This window comes from Micromonospora sp. NPDC049366 (assembly GCF_044466625.1).
In the GTDB taxonomy this organism is placed as follows: Bacteria; Actinomycetota; Actinomycetes; order Mycobacteriales; family Micromonosporaceae; genus Micromonospora.
Genome location: NZ_JBITMV010000002.1, coordinates 300,473 through 321,969 on the forward strand (window position 1 = coordinate 300,473; position 21,497 = coordinate 321,969).

Genomic DNA, 21,497 nt, shown 5'->3' on the forward strand with positions numbered 1-21,497 from the left:
GGGCGGATCGCCCGACCCCACCGCCCGATCCCACCGCCCGAGCCGGTCAGCCCAGGTACTTCTCCCACGGGCCGGTGATGGCCAGCGTGAGCCCGGGGTCCTGCATGTTGACGAAGAGCACCTTGCCGTCGGCGCTGAACGTCGGTCCGCAGAACTCCGAGTCGTTGAGCTGGTTGCGGGCGATCGCGTACGTCGGGCCACCCGGGATCGAGCTGAGCACGTGGGACGCGCCGGAACCGTCCTCGGCGAGCACCAGGCTTCCCCACGGGGTGACGGTCACGTTGTCCGGCCCGTCGAAGGTGAGGTCGTTGTACTTGACCGGCGTACCCTCCTCGGACTGGGTCTGGTGCGGGAAGTACGTCACCAGCTGAATGGTCTGGGCGCGGTAGTCGTAGAACCAGACCATGCCGTCGTGGGGCGCCGCGTCCGCCGGGAGGTCACCCTCGTCCCACGCGTAGGAGTTGACCACGTACACGCCCTCGTCGGTGCCCCAGACGCCCTCGAACTTGCGGCCGCGGGTGACCTGGCCGTCGGCGAACTGCTCGCGCACCGGCGTGGTCCGCGCGTCGCGGTCGGGCACCTCGATCCACCGGACGGGGAACGGGCGACCCAGCTGGGCGGAGGTCAGGTAGGCGACGTCCGGCAGCACCGAACCGTCGTCCATGATGATCTGCATCGCGGCGAGGACACCGGCGTTCGGGGCGAGGCGGGTGAGCACGCCCGGGCCGAGCCGGACGCCGTGGGGTGCCGTCCAGCGGTAGAAGAGGCCGTTGGGCTCGTCGGCGTCCTCGGAGAGGTAGACCTTCGTGCGGTCCTTGTCGACCGCGAGGGCCTCGTGCGAGTACCGGCCCAGGCACTTGATCGGCGTCGGGTCGGCGCCGCCGTCGGAGCGGACCTCGAAGACGTAGCCGTGGTCCTTCTGGAAGACGCCGGAGCGCCCGTCCTCCTCCCACCTGTCACCGGCGCGGTCCTCGGTCTCCTCGCAGGTGAGCCAGGTGCCCCAGGGGGTCGGACCGCCGGCGCAGTTGGCCACGGTGCCGGAGAGGGCGACGAACTCACCCAGGTTCCGGCCCGCGCGGTCCGTCCGGATGACGGTGCAGCCGCCGGCGTCGACCGCGCCCGCGTCGTAGACCGTGCCCTTGACGTGCGGCACACCGAACTCGGCGCCCGGGTCGATCTCGTGGTTCTGGATCAAGGTGTAGCGGCCGTTGCCGGCGTCGTAGACGGCCATGCCGTCGTGGTCCGCCGGGGTCACGCCCTGGCCGTGGTCGAGCCGGGTGACCCCGGCCCGGGTGACGATGGTGTAGCTGAAGCCCGTGGGCAGGGCCAGGATGCCCTTGGGGTCGTCCACGAGCGGCGGGAACGGCACGTGTCCGGCCCCGACCGACGGACGGGGCCGGGCCGGGTGGGCCTGGGCCAGCGACGGCAGGCCGCCGGCGACGGCGAGGCCCACACCGGCCGCGGCGCCGCCGGCGAGGAAGGTACGACGAGACGAAGGCACGTGAATCAGCTCCTGTTCACATCGACTGCGATGTGAACCAACCCCGACGGGCCGACCCGCACGCGTCATCCACGGGATGGGTGGGCGACATCGGAGTGAAGAATCGGGGCGACCCGGGTGGGCTCAGGCGATCAGGGTGCCACCGTCGACCGTCACCACCGTGCCGGTGGCGTACGTCGAGCGCAGCAGGTAGACGAACGCCTCGGCGACCTCCTCCGGCTCGCCCACCCGGCCGAGCGGCAGCGATGCGCTGAGCTGGGCGTACATCCGCTCGCGGGTCTCCTCGGGCAGCGAGTCCCACAGCGGCGAGCGGATCACGCCGGCGGACACGGCGTTGACCCGGAGCGGGGCGAGCTCGACGGCGAGCGCGCGGACCAGGGCGTCGATCGCGCCGGTGATGCTGGCCGCCACCGACCATCCCGCGCTGGGTCGGTGGTTGGCGGTGCCGGTGGTGAGGGTGATCGACCCGCCCGGACGCAGGTACGGCACGGCCGCGTTGACGGCCGACAGCGAACCGAAGTAGCGCAGTTCGAACGCGGCGCGGGCGGCGGCGAGGTCGAGGGCGTCGACGGACATCAGCGCGAGCGGCTCACCGGCGGTGTAGATCAGGTGGTCGAACGGGCCGAGGTCCTCGAACAGCCGGGACACGTCTCCGGCGTCCGTGAGGTTGGCGACGTGCCCGGTGGTGCCGGCCGGCAGGGCCGACAGGGCGCGATCCACGCTGCGCGGGTTGCTGGAGGCGACCACGACCCGGGCGCCCTCCCGGGCGGCCAGGCCGGCGGTGGCGAGACCGATCCCGGAGGTGCCGCCGAGTACGACGACGCGCTGGTCGGTGAGAGCCATGATCTTGTCCTTCGAAGTCGGATGCGGTGGGTGTCGTAGTGACGGTTCCACCCTGCGCCGGTCGGGCGGGCCGCGTCCAAGACCTCTTCCACCTCCTGTGATGCCCGCCGGGTATCGTCCCGGTCAGGACCGCCGCGCGCACCGCGAGCGGTCGCCGGACGCCGGGGCGAGGGGCCGAATGGACGTCGATCTACGCAAGCTCCGCTACTTCGTGGCGCTCGCCGAGGAGCTGCACTTCGGCCGGGCCGCCGCGCGCCTGCACATCGCCCAGCCCGTCCTGTCCCGCCAGATCCGGGCCCTGGAGCACGAACTCCGGGCCGAGCTCTTCGTCCGGGACCGCCGCTCCACCGCCCTGACCGGGGCCGGCCGCCAACTGCTGGCCGACGCCTACCCGCTGCTCGACTCGGCCGAGGCGCTGCGCCGGCGGGTCGGGCAGGCCGCACAGGGCAGGGCGACGTTCACCATCGCGTTCATGCCCGGCATCATCGTCACCGCCGAGGCCCGCGCCCTCGCCGAGCGGCACCCCGATCTGTCCGTCGGCGTCGTCCGCACCTCCTGGAGCGACCAGGTCGAGGTGGTACGCGACGGGCGCGCCGACGTCAGCTACGTACGGCTGCCGGTCGACCAGCGCGGCCTGCGCCTGCGCCCGCTGTTCAGCGAACCCCGCGTCGTCGTCCTGCCCGGCGACCACCGCCTGGCCGGCAGGGCGTCGATCGGCCTGGCGGAGTTGATCGAGGAACGGCTGCTCCAGGACCCGGACGCGGTGCCGGAGTGGCGGGATCTGCCGCGTCGGCCGACCGACCCCGACCCTCGCCCTCGGGCCGTGCTGAACTCGGTGGAGGAGAAGTTGGAGCACGTCGCCACGTACGGCGGGGTGGTGATCCTGCCCCTGTCGACCGCGACGTTCTACACCCGGCCCGACGTCGTCCACGTGCCCGTCGACGACCTTCGGCCCAACCAGGTGTGCCTGGCCTGGGCCGAGAGCAACCGGTCCCCGCTGGTTCGTGAGTTCGTCGACTTGGCCGAGCGGCGGGCCGCGCAATCCGCGCCTTCGGCGTCCGACGAGTAGCCGCCCGGCAGGCGGGTCGGGTCGGACGACGGCGTGATTGCGTCGTGCCGGCCGCCGCGCTGTGCGTAGCGCGGAAGGAAGAGCTGCCACGCGGTCGTCAGCTGACGACCCGGGCGCATCTCGGCCGGCACCTCGGCCACCATCTCGAACACCGTGGCGCCGCCGGTCGGGTTGCCGAGCTCACGGCGCCCACCCTCGCACGGCGGCCGGGCGCCGATGCGTCGACGGCGTGACCGCGAGGCTCCTCGGGCGGTGTGCGTGGTGGCTCACACCCGTTGGGCGCACCGGCCCCACTTAGATTACGCTCATAATCTAAGTGGGGCCGCGTCCGCTGCTGTCCCTTGACCTGGAGGTCCGCGATGAGCACCTACCTGATCAACCACCTGCGCATTCCCGGCGGCGTCCCGAACGAGGCCGGGCTGCGCTACCTCGAGCAGGTCGAGGCCACGGTGCAGCCGTACGGTGGCAAGTGGCTCGCCAACGGCGAGGCGAGCGTGGTCGAGGGGGCGTGGCCGGGCCTGGTCGTCCTCATGGAGTTCCCCGATCGCGCCGCCGCCGAGCGGTGGTACAACTCGCCCGAGTATCAGGAGATCCTGCCCCTGCGGGTCAACAACGCGATCTCCGACATCGTCCTGATCGACAGCCTGCCGGCCGACTACACCGTCCGGGGATTCGCCCAGCAGGTGCGCGCCGCGATCGCCGCGGCGACCGGTTCCGGTAGCTGAGCGGTGCGGGGCGGGGCCGTGGCGACTGCCACGGCCCCGCCTTCGTGCGTTCAGTCCGCGAGCGGTGACGCGGCATTCCGCACCGCGCCCAGGATCTCCTCCGACACCGCCGTGCCCGCCGTCGCCCGGGCCAGGAGCAGGCCGCCGACGATGGTGGACAGAGCGGCCAGCCCGGCTTCCCCGGGCGCGATCCAGCCCGCCATCTCCCGGACGCCGGCCGCGTACGTCTCGCGAGGGGCGGGGTCGTGCGCGACATCACCGGCGAAGCCGGCCGCGGGGCAGCCCTCGCCCGGGTCGTCCCGGTGCTCGACCGACAGGTACGTCTCCAGCAGCGACGACCAGGCCGCCGCGTGGTCCGCGGAGCCGTCCTGCAGGTCCGACAGGTAGCGCAGCATGTCGACGAAGCCCAGGTGCACGGCCTCGTCAACGAGCGCCGCCTTCGACGCGAACTGCTTGTAGAAGCCACCCTGGGTCAGGCCGACGGACCGCATGACGTCAGCGACGCTGACGTTCGCCACGCCCTGCTCGCGGAAGAGTCGCGAGGCGGCCTTCACCGCCGCTGCCCGATTGGCCTGTGCCTCGGCCTTGGATACCCGACTCATCTGCCCGCCTTCGCCGTGACCACCGAACTGTCGCGTTATAGATTACTCGCAAAATCTAAGTGGCGGCATCTCCCTTACGCGCGCTCGCGGGAGCGTGCGCGGTACGCGGCGACGTTCGTCCGGTTGCCGCACATCTCGTACGAGTGCCAGCGCTGGGTCCGGCTGCGGGTCGTGTCGTAGAAGACGTGCGAGCACATCTCGTTGGCGCAGATGCGCACCCGTGACCAGGTGTTCGCCGCGGTGAGTTCGGCGACGAGCAGGAGGATTTCGGCCGCCAGGGGATCGCCGGTGGCCGGTCGCAGACGTGCCTGCCCCTCGGGGGAGAAGGTCTGTCGGAAGGTGAGGTCTCCGCTCCGTTCGGTCAGGGCTGTCCACGCCTGGGCGGTCCGTGCCGGGGTGTCCGCCGCCAGCACGGCCATGAGGTCGTCGCGTATGGCGCGAACGCGATCGAGTTGGTCAGCGGTCGGCGCTCCCGGCGCGGCAGGGGCGAACCTGCTCAGGATGGCGGTGGCCTCTCCGGGGTCGTCGAGGCCGTCGGGCAGCGCGGGAGTCGCGTGCGGTCGGGAGTTGAGCAGGCCCACGATCGCCGCGGCCGCCGCGGGGACCCGCGGATCCGCCTCCGGGCTGTCGTAGGTGGCCACGGCTCCGACGGTACGCCGACATGGCCTACATAACAAAGACCTTTACGTACTCCGGCGAGAGCGGTAGGAAGTAATGGTCAAAATCTGATAGCCGATTACGGCTGTGTAGTGCGAGGAGCACACCTCATGAGCCAGCTCATCCTCACCGAGGTCGGCGGCGACCTGAACGACACGATCACGCTCGACCGGGATCCCGACCTGACGCTCGGCGCCGAGGATCTGCTCGTCGCGGTGGAGGCCGCCCCCGTGAACCCTGCTGACCTGCTCTTCAGCGCCGGCTGGTTCAGCGTTCATCCGCAGACCCCGGCGCCCCTGGGCGCGGAGGGCGTCGGACGCGTGCTCCAGGCCGGGCCCCGGGCGGACCAGTCCCTGGTCGGACGGCGGGTCCTGATGCTGCCGACCTTCCGGCACGGGACCTGGGCGGAACGAACCGTGGTGGCCGCCCGGGACGTCGTACCGATCTCGGAGACGGCGGACGGGGTGCAGCTCGCCATGCTGCCGGTCAACCCGGCGACCGCGTACGGCCTGCTGCACGACTACGCCGAGCTCAAGCCCGGTGACTGGATCGGCCTGACCCTGGCCAACTCGGCCGTCGGCCAGCACGTCATCACCCTCGCGAAGCGGGCCGGGGTGCGCGTCCTGGCCGTCGTGCGCCGCGAGGAGGCCGCCGAGCTGGTACGGGAACTCGGCGCCGACCTCGTCGTGCTCGACGGGGACGGGCTCGGTGACCGCGCCGCCGCCGCGCTCGGCGAGCAGCGGCTGCGGCTGCTCCTCGACGGCACCGGCGGACCCCAGCACGTGGGCGAGCTGGCCCGCGTGATCGCGGACGGCGGCAGCGTCGTCACCTTCGGCGCGATCACCGGGCAGGCACCCGTGCTGCCGCTCGGCGACTTCATCTACCGCTCGATCTCGCTGCGCAGCTTCTTCATCCTCTCCTGGATCCGTGACACGCCCCGTGAGCAGCTGACCCGGATCTACGCCGAGCTCGCCGAGCTGGTCGAGCAGGGCGTGCTGAAGGCGGAGGTGGAGGCGACCTACCCGCTGGAGCGGTTCGCCGAGGCCCTGACCCACGCGGGCCGCGAGCGGCGCTCGGGCAAGATCCTCTTCACGCCCGCGGCGGCTGCCTGACGCCGCGACCGTGGGTGCCGGAGCCCCCGGTTCCGGCGCCCACGCCCTCGCCTCTCTGGGCCAGAGCGTGCGTCAGCCGGCGCGGGGGGCGTACATGATGACGGCGACGCCGACCAGGCAGATGGCCGCGCCGACGAGGTCGTAACGGTCGGGTCGGAACTTGTCGACGATCATCCCCCAGGCGAGGGAGCCGGCGACGAAGATCCCGCCGTAGGCGGCGAGGATGCGGCCGAAGTTGGGGTCGGGTTGGAAGGTGGCGACGAAGCCGTAGATCCCGAGGGCGATGACCCCGCCCGCGATCCAGAGCAGGCCGCGGTGCTCCCGCCAGCCCTGCCACACCAGCCAGGCGCCGCCGATCTCGGCGAGCGCGGCGACCAGGAACAGCAGGATCGAGCGGGCGACCGTCATGGGCCAGACCGTAACGGAGCCCGTCCGAGCCGGCCGCGACCACCGGGCCGGGCGGAGACCTCCACCCGGCCCGGTGGCCGCTGCCGGTCGTCAACCAGGCGGTGTCACCCGACCCGGACGAGCTGCCACTGCTGGTTCGCGCCGTTCCAGTCGGCGTACTGGACGATGTTCGCGCCGTCGGTCGTCGAGGCGCCCTGCACCTCCACCACCTTGCCGCTCTGTCGGCCGACCAGCCGTACGTAGCCGCCGGAGTCGGCGATCCGGAACTGCTGGTTGGTCCCGTTGTGGTCGGTCCACTGGACGATCGCGCCGCCGTCGACGGTGGAGAAGTTGTACACGTCGAGGACCTTGCCGGAGTGCCGGGACTTCACCCGGTAGTAGCCGCCGCCGGAGTCGACGAACTGCCACTGCTGGTTCGCGCCGTCGTTGCGTGACCACTGGGTGATCCGCGCCCCGTCGGCACTGTCCCGGTTGTACAGGTCGAGGGCCTTGCCGCTGTTGCGGTTGACCAGCACGTACCAGGCGCTGGTGTCGATCGGCCCGGGGTTGCCGGTACCACCGGCGTTCAGGGCGTCCAGCGTGGCGGTGTACGCGGCCTTCTTGTTCCCGCTGCGGTCGAAGAGGAGCGGATTGTCGCTCCGCCACGAGTCGCTGTCCCGGATGCCCCAGACCGTGATGCCGGCGCAGCGTGCGACGGCCAGGCAGGCGCGGGTGACGCCCGCGTAGATGGCCGCCTGGTTGCTGCCCTGCGCGACGTCCAGCTCGGTGATCTGCACGTCGACGCCGAGGTCGGCGAACCGTTGCAGGTTGGCCTGGTAGTCCCCGGGCAGGGTGGTGCCGAGGTGGGACTGGAACCCGACGCAGTCGATCGGTACGCCGCGGGCCTTGAAGTCGCGGACCATGTTGTAGACGGCGGTGGACTTCGCGTTGACGCCGTCGGTGTTGTAGTCGTTGTAGCAGAGCTTGGCGCCCGGGTCGGCGGTGCGGGCGGCGCGGAACGCGGCCTCGATCCAGTCGTTGCCGGTGCGTTGGAGGTTGGAGTCGCGGCGGGCGCCGCTGCCGCCGTCGGCGAAGGCCTCGTTCACCACGTCCCACGAGTGGATCTTCCCGCGGTAGTTGCCGGCCACCCGGCTGACGTGGTTGATCGCGGCGTTGCGCAGGGCGGAGCCGGACATGTTCTGCGCCCAGCCGGGCTGCTGCGCGTGCCACAGCAGCGTGTGCCCGCGCACCGACATGCCGCGGGACTGGGCGTGGTTGACGATGCGGTCGGCGTTGCCGAAGGTGAAGACGCCCTGCTGAGGTTCGGTGGCGTCCCACTTCATCTCGTTCTCGGCGACGACCGAGTTGAACTCGCGGTTGAGGATCGTGACGTACTGGCTGTCGGAGAGGCGCTGCGCCGCGACGGCGGCACCGAAGTAGCGGCCCTTCTCCGCGGCCGACGTCCCCAGGGTCGTGCCGGCGGTCGCCGGGCTGGCCGGGGCGACCAGCGTGGCGATCAGGGCGCCGGCGGAGAGCAGCGCGAGGAGGGCGCGCCTCGCGGGGTGCCGGCGCTGCCGGCCGGGTGGATGTGGTGGTGTCACGGGTGGCTCCCTGGCGGTGGTGGGGTGGCGATCGGGACGGGGGACGTGTCGACGCACCCACGACCGGGCCGGCCACCGGGCTACGCCCGAGAGCCGCCATGGGAGCGCTAACATCGATGACCGTAAGGTTGCCAGAAGGCTACGGGCGCATCAAGTGCCTGGTCGCCGCCCCTTCGGATCGGACGGTCTCGCCGGGGGTCCACTTAGGCGGTGTGAGCTGCTGCATCGACGTTCATCGACGTAAAACATTTGACGTGTGACGATGTGAACGCTAACTTCGTGGACGCGGGTCTGGGCTGCCGGGAGCCCGATGTGCGCATTCGTCGACCCGCGCGGCCCGCCTCGATCGCCTGCGCCCGTGGCGCGCGGAGTCCCGTGGCCGGTGGGCCGCAACCCGCACAACCCCCCTGTGCTGACGCCACCACCGGACGCTGGCACACCCGCCAGGGCGCCCGCGGGTTCCCGCTCGCGGGTCGTCCCGATCGAAGGAGTCGACCATGAACGCCATCGGTGCGGCCCGTCCCGCCTCCCCACCACGACGTCGCTGGCGATCCGGGATGGCCGCGGCGGCGGCCGCCGTCCTGGCCGCCGGAACCCTCGTCGCGGCCGACGCGTCGCCCGCCGACGCGGCGACGGTGGACACCAGCGCGTGGTACGTCCTGGTCAACCGCAACAGCGGCAAGGCGCTGGACCTGTACGGATCGGCGACCAACGACGGTGCCCGGGTCACCCAGTGGACCCGGCACGACGGCGCGAACCAGCAGTGGCAGTTCGTCGACTCCGGCGGTGGCTACTACCGGGTCAAGTCCCGCCACTCGGGCAAGGTCCTCGACGTGGCCAACTTCTCCACCGCCGACGGCGGCGCGATCGTCCAGTGGAGCGACCTCAACGGGACCAACCAGCAGTTCCGCCTGGCCGACTCGGACGGCGGCCACGTCCGCCTGATCAGCCGCCACAGCGGCAAGGTCGTGGAGGTGCAGGGAGCGTCCACGGCGGACGGCGGCGCCATCGTGCAGTACGCCGACTGGAACGGCGCCAACCAGCAGTGGCAGCTCGTCCGGGTCGACGGCGGCGGCCCACCGCCTACCGACGGCAGCGGCTGTGGCCGGGCGCCGACGCTGTCCAGCGGCACGCACACGATCCAGAGCGGCGGAAAGAGCCGCTCGTTCATCCTGCGGGTGCCCGCCAACTACAACCCCGACACGCGCTACCGACTGATCTTCGCCTTCCACTGGCGCGGCGGCACCATGCAGGACATCTCCTCCGGGGGCACCAGCGGCGCGGCCTGGTCCTACTACGGCCAGCAGGAACAGTCGAACAACACCGCCATCCTGGTCGCCCCGCAGGGCCTCGGCAACGGCTGGGGCAATGCCGGCGGTGAGGACGTCACCTTCGTCGATGACATGATCCGCCGGATCGAGAGCGGGCTCTGCGTCAATCCGGCCCAACGCTTCGCCCTCGGCTTCAGCTGGGGTGGCGGAATGAGCTACGCCCTGGCGTGCGCGCGGGCCGCCGTGTTCCGGGCCGTCGCGGTCATCGCCGGCGCACAGATCAGCGGGTGCAGCGGCGGCACGCAGCCGATCGCGTACTTCGGGCTGCACGGCATCACCGACAACGTCCTCAACATCTCCCAGGGGCGTGCGCTCCGTGACACCTTCGTCCGGAACAACGGCTGTGCCGCGCAGAACCCGAGTGAGCCGGCCCCGGGCAGTCGTACGCACATCACCACCAGCTACGCGGGATGCCGCGCGGGGTATCCGGTGCAGTGGGCCGCCTTCGACAACGGGCACATGCCCGGCCCGGTGGACGGCACGTACGCCGAGAGCGGCATCACTACCTGGACCAAGGGTGAGATCTGGAGGTTCTTCGCGCAGTTCTCGTGATGATCGGTGGCGTCGGTGATGACGCCGAGCCGGTCGGGCAGCCGCCACCGCGTCCGCGGGTGGCGGCTGCCCCCTTCGCTGCCCGGTCGGGCCGCCGCCAGGCGGTCGACGCGCTCTGCGCCCGGCGCTCGGGTCACCGGTGCAGGCGGTCCGGCTTTCCCGAGCCGGACCGCCGGACCAGCCACGCCTCGGTGATGTGCGTGAACATCGCCGCCGCGGCGCCGTCCGGGTCGCGTGCCGCGATCCGCTCGTAGATCTTGCGATGTCCCTGGTTGGACGCGACGCACAGCGACCGCTCCGTCCGCCCCATGTACCGGGCGGTGTTCATGACCTGGCTCTCCAGTGACCGGACGACGCCGCGGGCGATCCGGTTTCCGGAGGCCCGCATGACCGTGTCGTGGAACGCCCGGTCGTGCTCGTGGTAGGCGGCGGTGTCGCCCACCAGCTCGTCCATCCGGTCCACCAGCACGCGCAGTTGGTCGATGACCTGCGCGTCGGCGAGCCGCGCGGCGAGGTTGGCCATGTCGGATTCGAGGAGGCGACGGGTCACGACAAGGTCGTCGAGGATGGCCAGGGTGTCGTCCTGGGCGATGGTCGCGCCGAGCACCAGCTCGTCGAGCATGTCCCAGGACGACGGCGAGGTCACCATGGTCCCGGCGCCCTGGCGCACCTGCACCAGGCCCTTCTCCTGGAGGATCTTCACCGCTTCCCGGACCACCGTCCGGCTGACCGCGAAGGTCTCGCAGAGCACCGGCTCGGGGGGCAGGGGAGTGCCCGGCGGGTGTGCGCCCCGCACGATGCGTTCCACCAGCTCGGCGGTCACGGCCTTGGCCAGGTTGGTCGGCCGTCGTGTCCATGCCGGCGTCGGTGACGTGTCCGCAGGTGTCTCCCGAGCTGTGGTCATCTTTCCTCCGCTGGCTCATCGCGACCATATGCCACGAACCAGGCCTAGTTTACGACTGACCATTGACGTAAGACGTATAACGAGTTACGTTCCGCAGTCAAAAGATGCCTGGCCGGATCCCCCACCGGCCACCCCCCATCTGAAGGTGAACCGCGATGAAAATGCGAGCGATATGGTCGGCCGTCCTCGTCGCGGGACTGGCGCTGACCGGGTGCGGCAGTGCCACCAGCTCCAACTCCTCGCCCGCCGGCGAGGCGGGCAAGCTGGTGGTGTGGGACTGGAAGTCCGGCGAGCCGAGCAGCGCGTCCTACGTCGAGAAGGCGAAGGCCGACTTCGCCAAGAAGCACCCGGATGTCACGGTCGAGTTCGTGGCACAGCCGTTCGACCAGTACTACACGCTGCTCGGCGCGGCGATTCAGTCCGGCAAGGGCCCGGACGTCATGCTGTTCAACGGCGGCGGGCAGATCCGTGACCGGGTCGACGCGTTGGTGCCGCTGGACGAGTACGTGGCCGGTGACAAGCAGCGGCTGGCCGGTTGGGACGCGTTCACGAAGGACGGCAAGGTCTACGCCGGCCCGGTGACCCTGCAGGGCCACCCGATCTACTACAACAAGGCGATCTACGAGAAGGCCGGGCTCGACCCGGCGAGCCCGGCGACCACCTGGAGTGAGTTCGTCGCCGACTGCGCCGCCATCGCCAAGGCCGGAGCCAAGTGCTTCGCCCTCGGCAACAAGGAGGGCGCCGGCATCCAGTTCTGGCTGTCGGCCCTGGGGTCGGGCATCCTCACCGCCCAGGAGTACGACGACTGGATCGCCGGCAAGCGCGACTGGAACTCGCCCAACGTGAAGCGGGTCTTCCAGCTCTGGAAGGAGGCCGGCGACGCGGGGCTGAACAACGACGGGGCGAACTCGACGGCGATGTTCAACGACGCGTTCGCGCTGTTCCAGTCGGGTAAGGCCGCGCACGTCATCGGGCTGATGTCCGACGTGGGGCACTGGAAGGACTTCAACGAGTTCCTGACGGCCGAGAAACTGGGTGTCATGGCCGCCCCAGTCGTCACCGCCGGCACCACGCCGAGCCTGCCGTACGACGGGGGCATCGGCTACGGGGTCGCCAAGTGGACCAAGGACCCGAAGGTCGCCGCTGACCTGGTGCGGTCACTGACCTCGACCGACGCGCTCAAGGCCTTCTACACCTCCGCCGGGGCGGTCGCCGCCGACACCACGATCGACGTGTCCGAGGGTGGCGCCGCTCTGGGCACGATCGTCTCGGAGACCAAGAGCGGCAAGCCCGCGCTGCACGTGGCGCTCTCCTCCAAGACGCTGGACCTCATGGGCCGCCTGTCCCAGCAACTGCTCGGCGGCTCGGTCGGCGTCGACGACGTGCTGAAGCAGCTGGCCGCCTCCGACCAGGCGGGCTGAACCTGTGCCGATCGGTAACGCACGTCCGTCGGCCCGCCCGGTTCCCGCCGGGCGGGCCGACGGGCCGATGACCACGCACGTCCGGCGCCCGGGCGACGGTTCCCGCCGACGTGCCGCACGCTTGGCCAGGTCCGAGCGCCTCGCCCCCTACTACCTGGTCGCCCCGGCCATCCTGATCATCGTCGTGCTGCGGCTCTACCCGCTGCTGCTCGGTGTCAACTTCTCCTTCACCGGCGACGGCGAGCGGAACGGAACGGCCGTCGGTCTCGACAACTACCGCGAGATCTTCGCGGATCCGCTGTTCCAGACCGCCCTGGGCAACGTCGGCCTGCTGGTGCTGCTGCTCCCGGTGGCGGTGGCGATCCCCGGCCTGCTCGCGACGTTCATCTACCTGAAGGTGCCCGGCCACCGCCTCTACCGGAGCGTCTACTTCTTCCCGGCGGTGCTCTCCCCGGTCATCGTCGGAGCGATCTTCAACCTTCTGCTCGCCGTCGACGGCCCGCTCAATGCCCTGCTCGGCTCGGCCGGCGTCGGCCCCGTCGACTGGCTCGGAGAGCCCGACATCACCATGGTGGTGGTCGTCGGCGTCCACATCTGGGCGACGTTCGGCATGGCCCTGGTGGTGTTCCTCGCCGGGTTCGCCACGTTGGACGCCGCGCTCCTGGACGCCGCCCGGGTGGACGGCGCGTCACTGCCCCAGACCATCCGGCACGTGATCGTTCCGGGTCTGACGCGCACCATCCAGTTCGTCTTCGTGACCACCATGATCGGCATGCTGACCTCGATGTTCGGCCTGCTCTTCGTGATGACCAGCGGCGGCCCGGAGGGGTCGACCTACCTGCCGGAGTACTACGTCTGGATCCAGCAGGGCCAGATGAACCGCCCGGCCCTCGCGTCCGCGGCCTCCACGGTCCTCTTCGTGATCATGCTCGTGGTCGGGTTGCTCCAGATCAAGCTGCTCCGGCGGTCGGGAAGGGAGGACTGATGTCGCACAGCCGTTGGGGCAGGTGGCTGGTGGCGATCCCGATGGCGCTGCTCGCGCTGGCCACCGTCTACCCGTTGCTCTTCACCGGCAACGTCGCCATGAAGACGCGGCGCGAGTACATCCTCGACCGGTTCTCGCTGACCGACACGCTCCGCTGGGAGAACATCGGCACCGCCTGGGACAGCGCCGGCATGGGCCGCTACCTCCTCAACTCGATCATCGTCGTGACCCTGTCGGTGCTCCTGCTGCTCCTGCTCGGGTCGATGGCCGGCTTCGCCCTGAGTCAGCTGCGGTTCCGCGGCTCGTCGGCGATCTTCCTGGGCTGCCTCGCGGGCCTGTTCGTGCCGTTCCAGGTGATCATGGTCCCGCTCGCCCGGATCATGGCGGACAGCCGGCTCATCGACACCTATCTCGGGCTGATCCTCGTCTACGTGGCGCAGTTCCTGCCCTTCACCGTCTTCCTGATGACCAGCTACTACAAGACCATCCCGCCGGAGATCGTCGACGCGGCCAGGATCGACGGCAACAGCGTGTACGGCGTGTACCGCCGCATCATGCTCCCGCTGGGCACCCCGGCGCTGCTGTCGGTGGGCATCCTCAACACGCTCTTCTGCTGGAACGACGTCCTCATGGCGCTGGTGATGATGCCCTCGGCCGATCACCGGACGCTCATGGTCGGCGTGACCTCCCTGAAGGGGCAGTACTCCGACGACATCCCCACCTTCGCCTCGGGAGTGCTGATCGCCGCGCTGCCCGTCCTCCTGCTCTACCTCTTCCTTCAGCGGCAGATCGCCGAAGGCGTCGCCGCGGGCTCCACGAAAGGCTGACATGCGGGTCACCGGTTATCGGACACTCACCACCGTCCAGGAATGGGGTCGCCCCGTCGGCGACGCCAACGGCGTCTTCGCCGACGGCGCGGTCCCGGTGTCGATCGTCATCGTCGACACCGACGAGGGCATCTCCGGCGTCGGTCTCGGGCCGCACGTCGAGATCGAGCGGATCTTCGCGGCCATCGAGGGCGAGGATCCCCGCTCCGTGGCGAGCCTCTACGACCGGATGCTGCGGCACACCTTCAAGGCGGGGCACGCCGGCCCGGTGTTCGGCACCATCGGCGCGCTCGACACCGCGCTCTGGGACATCAAGGCGCAGGCCGCCGGCGAACCCCTCTGGCGGCTGCTGGGCGGCCGCGACCGGCGGGTCCCCGCCTACGCGTCCGGGCTGGACATCGCGCTCGACGACGACGAACTCGTCGCGGCCTACGAGGTCTACGCCCGGCACGGGTTGCGGGCCGCCAAGCTCAAGGGCGGCCTCGACATCGACCGCGACCGGCATCGCCTCGGCCTGGTCAGGGAGGTGCTGACCGAGGCCGGCCGGGGGCGGCGGCCGGGCCTGATGCTCGACGTGAACGAGGCCTGGACCCGCAAGCAGGCCGTACGGCACGTCGGCGAGCTGGAGCGTGCCCTTGACCTGATCTGGATCGAGGAGCCGGTCCGGCGCTGGGACGCCGAGGGGCATGCCACGGTGAGCCGGGGCATCCGCGCGTCGGTCGCCACCGGCGAGAACCTGACCGGTCTGGAGCAGTACCGGCCGCTGATCGCCGCGAACGCGGTCGATGTCGTGCAGGCGGCCGCCGTCTGGGGCGTCACCCACTTCCTCCGGGTGTCCGCGCTGGCCCACGCCCACGACCTTCCGGTGAGCCCGATCGGCAACAGCCCGGTCGGCCTCCTGCACGCCGCGACCTCCCTGCCGAACCACCTGACCAGCGAGCTGCAGGACCTGCGACCGCCGGTCGGCGTCTCCATCGACCTGCACGTCGAGGACGGCGCCTTCGTCCTCGGCGACTCGCCCGGGCTGGGCGTCCGGGTCGACGAGACGCACATCCGGGCGGTCGGCGGGAGGCCCGTCGGACAGTCGAGTCAGGGACCCAACGTCCGGCCGGAGCGGGCCGGACGGCGGCTGTTGGCCGACGCCGACGACGACACCGCGAGGTGGCAGGCGTCGCTCGCGCCGCTGCGCGTACGCGAGGACGCCACCCCCGCCGTGCGTCCCTGACCCGATCGGTCCTGCTCGCGCCGGCGGAACGCGCTCGGCGTCGCCGCGGCGCGGGCGGCGTGATCACGACGACCGTGTCCCGGTCGGGACCGGGCTCCGGCTGACCGGAGGCCGGCCCCGACCGGGCGCTCATTCGCTGCCGTCGGGACGCGTCACGCCAGCGTGAAGCGCCACTGCTGGTTGGCGTTGCCGTGGCAGGTCCACTGCAACAGTCGTGCTCCGTCGGTGGTGGCCGCGCCGTTGACGTCCAGGCAGAGCCCGCTCGGCTGACTCCGCACCGTGTACACCCCCGACGTCGCGGTCGCCGTCACGGTGAACTTCTGCGCATTGCTGTTGGTGCAGGTGGCCTGCTGGAGGAAGGCGCCGGCGGCGGTGGAGCCGCCGATCACCTCGGCACACTTGCCGCTGTGCGCCGCCTTCAGGTAGACGGCCCCGCCGCCGGCGTCCACGGCCTGCCACTTCTGGTTGTTGCCGCCGGTGGCCGCCCACTGGTGGATCTGGGCGCCGTCGGCGGTGGAGACGCCGCTGACGTCCATCAGCTTGCCGCTGTGCTGCGCGGTGAGCGTCCAGGTCCGTCCCGCCACGCCGCCGCCGGTGCCGGGTACGCCGACGCCCGCGCCGCCGAACGTGTGCGAGTCCAGGTCGAACCAGTTGTTGCCGCTGCCCTTGAACACGATGTAGAGCGTCTGCGTCCCGGACAGGGCGGACACGCTCACCGGCGGGGTGGACTGGTAGTTGTCCCAACCACCGGTGCTCGGCACGGGAGTCGTCGCCAGCAGGGTGCCGGTCGGCGAGCCGGCGCGCAGCTCGATCGAGCCGCCACCGGACGGCGACGACAGCCGGTAACTGACGGTTGAGATGCCCGCCAGGTTCATCGGGCTGAACGCGATCCAGTCGTTGTTGGAGATGTCACCGACGCGCTTGGTGCTCTCCGCGGCCGCCTGGTCGATGACCCGGATGCCGGACTGGCTGCTGAAGTACTCGGCCTGCTTGTGCTTGGGCTGCAGGATCGCCTGCGCGGTGCCGGTGAGCGGGGCCGCGCCGCCCGCGCCACCGCTGTCGGTGTACCGCGCGTTCAGCACGTAGAAGAGGTTGGCGCCGTCGGGGTGCCCACCGAGCAGGTCGGTGGAGATGGTGCCCGAGCAGCCCGGGTACTCCGTGGTCTCGTGCGCGTGGTCGTCGTGCCCCAGCGCCGGGTTGAGGAGCACCTTCGAGCAGTCGATCGTCCCGCCGTCCGGGTCGGTCACGGTGATCTGGTACGACACCCGGTCACCGAAGGTGAGCATGCCGCCGTTGCCCGGAGTGGTGATGGTGACCACCGGCGCGCTGTTGCCGACGGTGATCTGGACGTTGGCGAAGCCCGTCTTACCGGTGTTGTCGGTGACCCTCAACTGCGCGGTGTAGTTGCCGTTGGCGGTGTACACCTTCGACGGGTTGGCCGCGGTGGAGGTGGTGCCGTCCCCGAACGTCCACAGGTAGCTCAGCGTGTTGCCGGGGTCCGGGTCGGCCGTGCCGGCGCTGCTGAACTGGACGGTGAGCGGTGCGCCCCCGCTGGTCGGCGTGCCGGTGGCCTTGGCGATCGGCGACCGGCCACCCTGGATGTAGTCGATCCGGTAGAGGCCCGAGTCGCTGTTGCCGCCACCGAAGTTGGTGCCCCATTCCAGCAGGTAGAGCGAGCCGTCCTTGCCGAACTCCATGTCCATCGGCTTGTTGAACCGGGTGTTGGGCAGGAACGGGTTGGTGCGGGTCACCGCCGTCGCCGAGTCGAAGTGCACCTCCTTGAGGTAGCTGCGTGACCACTCGTAGAAGAAGTGCACGCCGTCGTAGTAGGGCGGGAACTTGGTCGCCGACGGGTTCGCCGCGTCGTACCGGTAGACCGGTCCGCCCATCGGGGCGGAGCCGCCGGACCCGAGCTCCGGGAAGGTCGGCGAGGTGCCGTAGCCGTACCACATGTTGGGCGCGACGATCGGTCGCAGGCTGGTCAGGCCGGTGTTGTTGGGGGAGTTGTTGACCGGCGAGTTGCAGTTGAACTTCGCGCCGACCACGCCGGTGTCCGGGTTGAACGGCGCGTAGGGCTGGTTGTCGCCGTGGCAGAACGGCCAGCCGTAGTTGCCGGGCGCCTTGATCACGTTGAGCTCGACCAGGCCCTCTGGCCCCCGGTTGGTGGTGGGCGGGTTGCGGTCCGGCCCGTAGTCGGCCAGGTAGACCCAGCCGGTGGCCGGGTCGATCGAGAAGCGGAACGGATTGCGGAAGCCCATCGCGTAGATCTCCGGCCGGGTCTGCGCCGTGCCCTGGGCGTAGAGGTTTCCGCTGGGGATGGTGTAGCCGCCGCTGGCCGAAGGCCTGATGCGCAGCAGCTTGCCGCGCAGGTCGTTGGTGTTGCCGGCGGTCCGGGCGGCGTCGAGGTTGGCCTTGCCCGGGCGCCAGTCCAGCGGGGCGTAGCCCTGCCAGTTGGGGTCGAGGTTCGGCGGCGTGTCGTCGCCGGTGCCGATGTACAGGTTGCCGTCCGGGCCGAACTCGATGTACCCGCCGGTGTGGCCGGGCTCCGGGAAGGTGCGGTCCCGGTACGCCGGGACGTCGATGATCGTCACAGCGCTGGACAGGTTCAGCGTGTCGCCGCTGAGCGTGTAGCGCGAGACCCGGTTGATGTCGGTGCTGCTGCTCGCCGGTGAGTGGTACAGGTACACGTAGCCGTTGCCGGCAAAGTTCGGGTCGAGGGCCAAGCCGGTGAGGCCGTCCTCCCCGCCGGTGTAGACGCTCAGCGTGCCGGCGGTCACGGTGCTGTTCGTGGCGGGCTTGAAGATCTTCACCTGGCCGCCGCGCTGCACGTAGATGACCCTTCCGTCCGGCGCCACGGCCAGGGCCATCGGGTCGACCGTGTTGTCGTCGAGGGTGCGCTTCTCGAAGTTGCCCCACACGGTGCCGCCGCAGTCTCCGGGCGCGTTGCCGGCGGCCCACCGGACGCCACCGAGGACGTGGTTGCGGAAGTTCGTCTCGCTGTAGGACTCGATGGCGTGGCCCATCGCGGTGGCCCACACCCGCCCGCCGCCGGCGTTGCGGCACCAGGAGATCGGGTGGTCGGGGCCCATCGCCCGGGACCCCGGGTTGTACGTGCGCTCGTCCGCGGTCACCAGGACGTGCACGTTGCCGCGCGGGTTGGTGTCGAAGTTGTACCACTCCTCGCTGCGGTTCCAGCGGTCCGGCAGGCCGGCCGTCGACGGGTGCTGCTTGTCGGCGACGATCGCCGTGCCGGGCAGCACGCCGGGGGAGTGCTCGGGCATGTGGGCCCCGCCGTTCACGGTCTGATCCCACCAGGGATATTCGCCCTCGATGCCCATGTCGGTGGCGTTGTGGACGGCGACGATGCCCTTGCCGCTGGCGAGGTAGCCCTCCACGGCCTGGCGCTGGGCGGCCGAGGTCCAGACCATGCCGGAGGTCTGGAACATGATGAGCACGTCGAAGGTCGCGAGGTTGGCCGGGGTGAAGGCGCTCGCGTCCTCGCTCTGCACCAGCTCGAAGTTGTTGGCCGCGGCCTGCTGCTGGAACATGCTGATCCCGGCGGGGATCGAGTCGTGCCGGTAGCCGGTGGTCTTGGTGAACAACAGGGCGCGGAAGGCCGGTGCCGCCGACGCGGGCGGGGCGAGGCCGAGCGACAGTAACAGGCCGGCGATCGTGGCGATGATCAATGTGGTGCGACGCATGCCGTCTCCTAGGGTCGGCGGGCTACTCCGATGGCGACCACGGGCCCGACGACGCGCTCAGGACGTGCCGGGACGTGCACGGGTGCACGAGTGTGTCGGTCGGTCGTCGAGCCGTTCGCCGCAACGGCCGTCAGCCCCGTAGGACATCACGCAGCGTGACCTTGACTGGATTCCGGTCCCGTGGTCTGCGAGGTCAGGATGGGCTAGCCATAGACATGTGTCAATGAATAGAGAGACGTCCGAGGTTTCGCCGGTTTGTGACGGCAGCCGCGTCCGTCCGCTCGACGCGGCGCCAGTGTCGATCGAGCGGCGGGCCTGGCAGTCGGCTCAGGTGGAGGATTGCGGACCCGCATCCAAACATCTATCTTCATACGTGTGATGTTTCGTCGGTGTCAAGCGAATGTTTGCTCCAAGAAGACGTAAGCCCTCGCAGTCGCCTGCGAAAGTTCGTTGTTCAGCGCCTCAAACGAGGCCGGCGCGGTGTACGGATCCTGCCAGTCACTACTGTCTGTGAGGGCTCTTGGATGTCAGACCCACGGCCGGCGCCGCTGCTCACCCTTCGGGGCATCGGCAAGTCCTTCCTGGGAGTACGCGTTCTCGACGGTGTCGACCTCGACGTCGCGCCGGGCGAGGTCCATGCCGTCGTCGGTGAGAACGGCGCCGGGAAGTCCACGCTCATGAAGATCGTCTCGGGCGGGTACGCCCCGGACGAGGGCGCGATCGAGTTCGCCGGTAAACCGCGCGCGTTCCGCGGCCCGCGCGACGCCCAGCGAGCGGGCATCGGCATCATCCACCAGGAGTTCAACCTGCTGCCGGAGCGCACCGTCGCGGAGAACGTCTACCTCGGCCACGAGCCGGTGCGTCGCGGGCTGGTCGACCGCCGCGCCATGCTCGACCGCACCAGCGAGCTGCTCGCCTCGATCGGGGAGACCGGCCTTCCGGCCGACGCCCGGGTGGGTCGCCTCGGCGTCGCGCAGCAGCAGGTCGTCGAGATCGCGAAGGCGCTCGCGCTGGACGCGCGGCTGCTCATCATGGACGAGCCGACCGCGGCGCTGGCCGACCACGAGGTCGAACTGCTCTACGGGTTGGTACGCCGACTCCAACAGCGGGGCATCGGCCTGCTGTACGTCTCGCACCGGCTCACCGAGGTCTTCGACCTGTCCGGTCGGATCACGGTCCTCAAGGACGGTCGTCGGGTCACCACCGTGGACACCGCCGCCACCACCGGCGACGAGTTGGTGCGCCACATGGTCGGCCGAGAGCTGTCGAGCTACTACCCCGACCGGGCTGCGGCCGACGACATCGGCGCGGTGCGGCTCGCCGTCCGCGACGGGGGGAACGCGAAGCTGCGCCGCGTCGATCTCGAGCTGCGCGCCGGCGAGGTGCTCGGCGTGGGCGGCCTGCAGGGTTCCGGACGCTCCGCGCTGGCCCGCGCGCTGTTCGGCGTGTCCCCGTTCAGCACCGGCGACGTCACGCTGGACGGCGCGCCCGTCCGGCTGCGCTCTCCTCGCGCGGCGATGCGGGCCGGCATCGCCTACGTCACCGAGGACCGCAAGGGCGAGGGGATCGTGCCCCGGCAGTCGGTGCTCGACAACGCGCTGCTCGCCAGCCGGGCCGCGTTCGCGGCCCGCTCCGGCCGCGCCGCCCGCACCCAACGGGTACGGGACCTGCTCGCCGCGGTGGAGGTCCGCGCCGCCGGTGACGACCAGGAGATCCGCTTTCTCTCCGGCGGCAACCAGCAGAAGGTCGTCCTGGCCCGGTGGCTCGCGGTCACACCGCGGATCCTGCTCTTCGACGAGCCGTCCCGGGGCATCGACGTGGGCGCCAAGTCGGCGATCCACGACCTCATCCGCCGCCTGGCCCGCGACGGCGCGGCCGTGTTGATGATCTCGTCCGACCTGCCCGAGCTGTTGGGGATGAGCGACCGGATCGTCGTCATGCGCGACGGCCGGATCGCCGGGGAGCTCCCCGCCGGCGCGACCGAGGAGGACGTCGTGGCCCTCGCGGTCGGCACCGTCCGGGAGGCCGCCGCATGAGCGCGAGGAGTGAGCCGG

General features: G+C 70.7%; 17 protein-coding genes. 9 read left to right on the forward strand and 8 right to left on the reverse strand.

The window, feature by feature from the left end; all coding sequences use genetic code 11:
• Positions 1-46: 46 nt before the first annotated feature.
• A complete protein-coding gene (locus ACIBTV_RS04935; protein WP_396702474.1) occupies positions 47-1,501 on the reverse strand; it encodes an alkaline phosphatase PhoX in 1,455 nt (484 codons plus the stop codon).
• Positions 1,502-1,624: 123 nt separating this feature from the next.
• A complete protein-coding gene (locus tag ACIBTV_RS04940; RefSeq protein ID WP_396702476.1) occupies positions 1,625-2,344 on the reverse strand; it encodes an SDR family oxidoreductase in 720 nt (239 codons plus the stop codon).
• 178 nt (positions 2,345-2,522) lie between these two features.
• Here ACIBTV_RS04940 and ACIBTV_RS04945 point away from each other — a divergent pair, with 178 nt between their 5' ends.
• Both ACIBTV_RS04945 and ACIBTV_RS04950 read left to right on the forward strand, forming a co-directional pair.
• Positions 2,523-3,413 (forward strand): LysR family transcriptional regulator, encoded by an 891-nt coding sequence (locus ACIBTV_RS04945; RefSeq protein WP_396702478.1) that lies wholly within the window; start codon positions 2,523-2,525, stop codon positions 3,411-3,413.
• A 359-nt stretch (positions 3,414-3,772) separates the two neighbouring features.
• On the forward strand, positions 3,773-4,138 hold the full coding sequence (locus ACIBTV_RS04950; RefSeq protein ID WP_396702480.1) for a DUF1330 domain-containing protein: 366 nt from the start codon (positions 3,773-3,775) through the stop codon (positions 4,136-4,138).
• Positions 4,139-4,188: 50 nt separating this feature from the next.
• On the opposite strand, the gene ACIBTV_RS04955 is transcribed toward ACIBTV_RS04950, so the two are convergent.
• Both ACIBTV_RS04955 and ACIBTV_RS04960 read right to left on the reverse strand, forming a co-directional pair.
• Positions 4,189-4,740 (reverse strand): TetR/AcrR family transcriptional regulator, encoded by a 552-nt coding sequence (locus ACIBTV_RS04955; protein WP_396702481.1) that lies wholly within the window; start codon positions 4,738-4,740, stop codon positions 4,189-4,191.
• Between the two features lie 74 nt (positions 4,741-4,814).
• Positions 4,815-5,381, reverse strand: a complete 567-nt coding sequence (locus ACIBTV_RS04960; RefSeq protein WP_396702483.1) for a CGNR zinc finger domain-containing protein — start codon at positions 5,379-5,381, stop codon at positions 4,815-4,817.
• A 126-nt stretch (positions 5,382-5,507) separates the two neighbouring features.
• Here ACIBTV_RS04960 and ACIBTV_RS04965 point away from each other — a divergent pair, with 126 nt between their 5' ends.
• Positions 5,508-6,509, forward strand: a complete 1,002-nt coding sequence (locus tag ACIBTV_RS04965; RefSeq protein WP_396702485.1) for a zinc-dependent alcohol dehydrogenase family protein — start codon at positions 5,508-5,510, stop codon at positions 6,507-6,509.
• Positions 6,510-6,581: 72 nt separating this feature from the next.
• Here ACIBTV_RS04965 and ACIBTV_RS04970 read toward each other — a convergent pair whose 3' ends face one another.
• A complete protein-coding gene (locus tag ACIBTV_RS04970; RefSeq protein WP_396702487.1) occupies positions 6,582-6,917 on the reverse strand; it encodes a YnfA family protein in 336 nt (111 codons plus the stop codon).
• Positions 6,918-7,021: 104 nt separating this feature from the next.
• Entirely contained in the window at positions 7,022-8,497 is a 1,476-nt protein-coding gene (locus tag ACIBTV_RS04975; RefSeq protein ID WP_396702489.1) for an endo-1,4-beta-xylanase, read from the reverse strand.
• A 497-nt stretch (positions 8,498-8,994) separates the two neighbouring features.
• Between ACIBTV_RS04975 and ACIBTV_RS04980 the strand changes: the two genes are divergently transcribed.
• Complete coding sequence (locus tag ACIBTV_RS04980; RefSeq protein WP_396702491.1) at positions 8,995-10,380, forward strand: RICIN domain-containing protein; 1,386 nt, start codon at positions 8,995-8,997, stop codon at positions 10,378-10,380.
• A 133-nt stretch (positions 10,381-10,513) separates the two neighbouring features.
• On the opposite strand, the gene ACIBTV_RS04985 is transcribed toward ACIBTV_RS04980, so the two are convergent.
• Positions 10,514-11,284: a FadR/GntR family transcriptional regulator gene (locus ACIBTV_RS04985; protein WP_396702493.1), complete on the reverse strand. Its 771-nt coding sequence runs from the start codon at positions 11,282-11,284 to the stop codon at positions 10,514-10,516.
• A 155-nt stretch (positions 11,285-11,439) separates the two neighbouring features.
• Here ACIBTV_RS04985 and ACIBTV_RS04990 point away from each other — a divergent pair, with 155 nt between their 5' ends.
• The 4 genes from ACIBTV_RS04990 (at position 11,440) to ACIBTV_RS05005 (ending at position 15,742) form a co-directional block, all read left to right on the forward strand.
• On the forward strand, positions 11,440-12,705 hold the full coding sequence (locus ACIBTV_RS04990; protein ID WP_396702495.1) for an ABC transporter substrate-binding protein: 1,266 nt from the start codon (positions 11,440-11,442) through the stop codon (positions 12,703-12,705).
• 121 nt (positions 12,706-12,826) lie between these two features.
• Complete coding sequence (locus ACIBTV_RS04995; protein WP_396702497.1) at positions 12,827-13,690, forward strand: carbohydrate ABC transporter permease; 864 nt, start codon at positions 12,827-12,829, stop codon at positions 13,688-13,690.
• Complete coding sequence (locus ACIBTV_RS05000; RefSeq protein WP_396702499.1) at positions 13,690-14,517, forward strand: carbohydrate ABC transporter permease; 828 nt, start codon at positions 13,690-13,692, stop codon at positions 14,515-14,517. The genes ACIBTV_RS04995 and ACIBTV_RS05000 overlap by 1 nt, the downstream gene beginning before the upstream one ends.
• 1 nt (position 14,518) lies before the next feature.
• Positions 14,519-15,742, forward strand: a complete 1,224-nt coding sequence (locus ACIBTV_RS05005; protein ID WP_396702501.1) for a mandelate racemase/muconate lactonizing enzyme family protein — start codon at positions 14,519-14,521, stop codon at positions 15,740-15,742.
• 152 nt (positions 15,743-15,894) lie between these two features.
• Here the strand turns inward: ACIBTV_RS05005 and ACIBTV_RS05010 are convergent, their stop codons facing one another.
• Positions 15,895-19,443 carry a ThuA domain-containing protein gene (locus tag ACIBTV_RS05010; protein ID WP_396702503.1) on the reverse strand — a complete coding sequence of 1,183 codons (3,549 nt, stop codon included), beginning with the start codon at positions 19,441-19,443 and terminating at the stop codon, positions 15,895-15,897.
• Positions 19,444-19,967: 524 nt separating this feature from the next.
• Here ACIBTV_RS05010 and ACIBTV_RS05015 point away from each other — a divergent pair.
• A complete protein-coding gene (locus ACIBTV_RS05015; RefSeq protein WP_396702505.1) occupies positions 19,968-21,479 on the forward strand; it encodes a sugar ABC transporter ATP-binding protein in 1,512 nt (503 codons plus the stop codon).
• Positions 21,480-21,497 lie beyond the last annotated feature (18 nt).